The sequence below is a fragment of the Actinosynnema sp. genome, assembly GCF_052038725.1.
The window spans coordinates 1-3,144 of sequence record NZ_JBQGCX010001143.1 but is presented as its reverse complement, the minus strand read 5'-3'; the positions used below and the strand labels follow the sequence as shown (position 1 = coordinate 3,144).

At 73.2% G+C, this 3,144-nt stretch carries 3 protein-coding genes and 1 pseudogene; all 4 read left to right on the top strand.

The genetic code is table 11. The annotated features are described in order from the left end of the window. Positions 1-222, top strand: a 222-nt coding sequence (locus ACTUAL_RS24085; protein ID WP_440901847.1) for a phage tail protein, incomplete at its 5' end; no start/stop codon positions are given. Between the two features lie 44 nt (positions 223-266). After that, positions 267-635 (top strand): hypothetical protein, encoded by a 369-nt coding sequence (locus tag ACTUAL_RS24080; RefSeq protein ID WP_218182475.1) that lies wholly within the window; start codon positions 267-269, stop codon positions 633-635. Further along, positions 632-778 carry a DUF6760 family protein gene (locus ACTUAL_RS24075; protein WP_015804092.1) on the top strand — a complete coding sequence of 49 codons (147 nt, stop codon included), beginning with the start codon at positions 632-634 and terminating at the stop codon, positions 776-778. Before ACTUAL_RS24080 ends, ACTUAL_RS24075 begins: the two co-directional genes overlap by 4 nt. Before the next feature lie 1,077 nt (positions 779-1,855). Next, positions 1,856-3,144: pseudogene (locus ACTUAL_RS24070) on the top strand (hypothetical protein); the annotation flags it as partial.

Here is a 3,144-nt window from a genome sequence, read left to right as displayed (position 1 = left end):
AGCTTCGAGAAGTGGGTCAAGGACGCCCACTTCGGCAAGATGACCTCGGCCCGCAAGGGCGGTGCGATCATCGTCTACGACTACGAGGGCACCGCGATCAAGCGCTACAAGCTGACCAACGCGTGGCCCAAGAGCCTGGAGATCGGCTCGCTCAAGGCCGGTGACACCAGCGTGCTCACCGAGAAGCTCGTGGTCACCTACGAGATGATGGAAGTCGAGTAGTGCGCCGGTCCACGACCGCGGTCGCGCCGGACTCGCCCGCGACGATGCGCACGGAGTTCGCCTTCGAGCTGCCGCGCGGGTACGCGGACGAGTCCGGGACGGTCCACAGGAGCGGCGTCATGCGACTGGCGACCGCCCGCGACGAGCTGGTCCCGCTGCGCGACGACCGGGTGCGGGAGAACTCCGCCTACCTGACCGTGGTGCTGCTGGCGCGCGTCGTCGTCTCGCTCGGGACGATCACCGACGTCCACACCGGGGTCGTGGAGAACCTGTTCGCCTCCGACCTGGCGTTCCTGCAGGACATGTACCGGCGGATCAACAGCGAGGGGCACACCCGAGCCGCCGTGGCCTGCCCGTCGTGCGGCCACGGGTTCTCCGTCGACGTCTCCGGCGGGCGCCTGGGGGAATCGTGACGTACGCGGTCGACCGGCTCCACGAGGAGGTCGCGTACGTCGCCTACCACTTCCACTGGTCGCTGGACTCGATCCTCGACCTGGAGCACCACGACCGGCTGCGGTACGCGGCCGAGATCGCCCGCATCAACACCAGGCGGTGACCCGAAGTGTGGCCCTTCCGCAAGCGAACCCCGGCGCCGACCGGACCTGACGGCGCCGCAGGCCCCGCGCAGGCCGGTCCGGTGCTGCGGGGCGAGTGGCGCGGGCTGCCCCCGATCCAGCGGGCGCTGCCGGAGCACCCGCTGGTGAACCCGGTGAGCTCGTTCACCGGGGGGTTGACGTCCTGGCGCTCCCCGGCGTTCCTGGCCCCGCTCGGGCACTTCGTCGCGGAGTCGGAGCCTTCGGGGGTGATCGGGGAACCACCGCGTGAGGGGGTGGTGTTCTCGCGGCCCTGGGGGATTCCCGCGGGCGTCGGGAGTGCGGCGAGCGGGACGGTCGGGACCTCACCTGCCACCGAGGGCTTGGCAGGTGACGGGTTCACCGGTGGCGGCTTCGCCGAGAGCGCGGCTGCCACCGGTGGGACTGCCACCGGTGGGACTGCCACTCGCGCCGCGACCGCTGCCGGCGGAACCGCTGTGCAGCGCTCGGTCACGCCCGAACCGCCGCCCCTCTCACCGGAGCCGGTGAGCGCCGAACCGGAACCGGTCGTCCGAACGCTCGGTGTCGACCGGCCCGTTCCGGTCGACGTGGAAACGCCCACGTCACCGCGCACCACCGACCCCGTCGAGCCTGTGGCGCAAGCACTCCCGCTGGCGCCGCAGACCCCGAACGCGACTCCGGAACCTGCCGTCCAACGGGTCGCCGAAGCACCTCCGGCCCCGGTGAGCAGGCAGTTCACCGCACCCCCGCGCGCGGTCCGGTCGGGCTTGGGGGAACCGCTGGCGCAGCGACCGGCTGAAACGCCGGTGATGCCGGGTTTTCCCGAGGCTGGCAGCGCACCTTCCGAGGAGTCGGTGAGCGGCCAGCCGTCGAACGGCCTTCCGGTGGGTGACAGCCCGATCAGCGACGGGCCGACCAGCGGTGGGATCACCAGCGTCGAGCCGACCAGCGGTGGGACGACCGGCGACGGGCCGATCAGCGCCGGCCTCGTCGGGGACGAACCGCTGACCGGCGATGTCGTGCGGCGAGCAGTCGCCCCCGATGCTGTTTCCCGAGTTCCCGCAACGGTTTCCAGGTCGGTGGAACTCCCGGTCGTCCCTGCCCCTGCTGCCCCGACCACCACCGTGGGCAAGAGCACGGCGCGGGCGCTGGGGCTCGGCCGGCCCAGGACGATCCAGACCTCCACCACCCCTCCCAGCGCCCCCACCACTCCCGGTGCTCCCAGCACGTCGAGCGCGCCGACCACGCCGCAGCAGGTCGTCCAGCCCGCTGTGCAGCGGTTGGCCGGTGGTGAGCGGCCGGTGTCGTTGACCGAGATCGTGCAGCGCTCGCTGGCCGCCGACCAGCCTGCTGCCCGTGCCGTCGAACTTCCTGTCGAACTTCCCGCTGAGCTCCCGGTGGCGCCGAGCACGCCGAGCGTTCCGAGCGGGACGTCCGCGCCGGTCCAGCGGTTCGAGCAGGCCCCGGTGCTCTCGCTCGCGCCCGGACTGCCGCAGCGGTTCGTCCAGCGCCAGGCCGAGAGCACCGTGTCCGGACCTCAGCCGACCTGGTCGGTGCAGAGGGAACTGGCCGCCCCGAGCGCTCCCGCGCCCGGCCCGCGCATCCCGACTGGCATCGCCGGGCTCACCTCGATGAGCGCCATCGGCTCCACCTCGGCACCTGCCACCGGACTCACCTCGGCGGCTGGCGCCGGAGGCACCTCGGCTGCTGGCGCCGGTCACATGGCGGCGTTGGGCGGCGGGATCGGGTCGGTGGGGCCGTCCGGGTGGAGCCTCGGCGTCTCCCTCGGCGAGGGCCAGCACCAGCCCGGCCTCGCGGTGCAGGGCTACACCGCGCCGCAGCAGGGTTCCTCGGCACAGCAAGCTCTCGCCGCCCAGGAGACTTTCCCGGTCCAGCAGGGTTTTGCCGCGCGACCGGGAATCGGTGCGCCGCAAAGACTCCCGGTGCAGACCGGCCTCCCGGTGCAATCCGGCCCGGCGGTCCAGCTCAGCCCGGCGGCGCAGTCGGCTTCCCCCGCGCAACCGGCTTTCTCCGCGCAACCGGGGTTCCCCGCGCAGTCGGCGTTCCCCGCGCAACCGGGGTTCCCGCCCCCACCGGGTCCCGCCGCGCAGTCCGTCCTCCCCGCGCCACCGAACGTCCCGGCGCCACAACCACTCCCGCTCGCCCCGGCCTTCCCCGAGCCCCCACCGGGTTCCGCCGCCCACCCCCACTTCGCCGTGCAGCGGGAGCTCTACGACCCGCCGCCCGGTGAACCGCCCGTTCCACCGCAGGCCGCACCACCCCCCACCCCGAACGCCCCGCCACCCGGTCACCCGGAAGCGCCCACCGACCCCTCCGCCGCCAGCGCTCCGATGACGGCCAGCGCCTC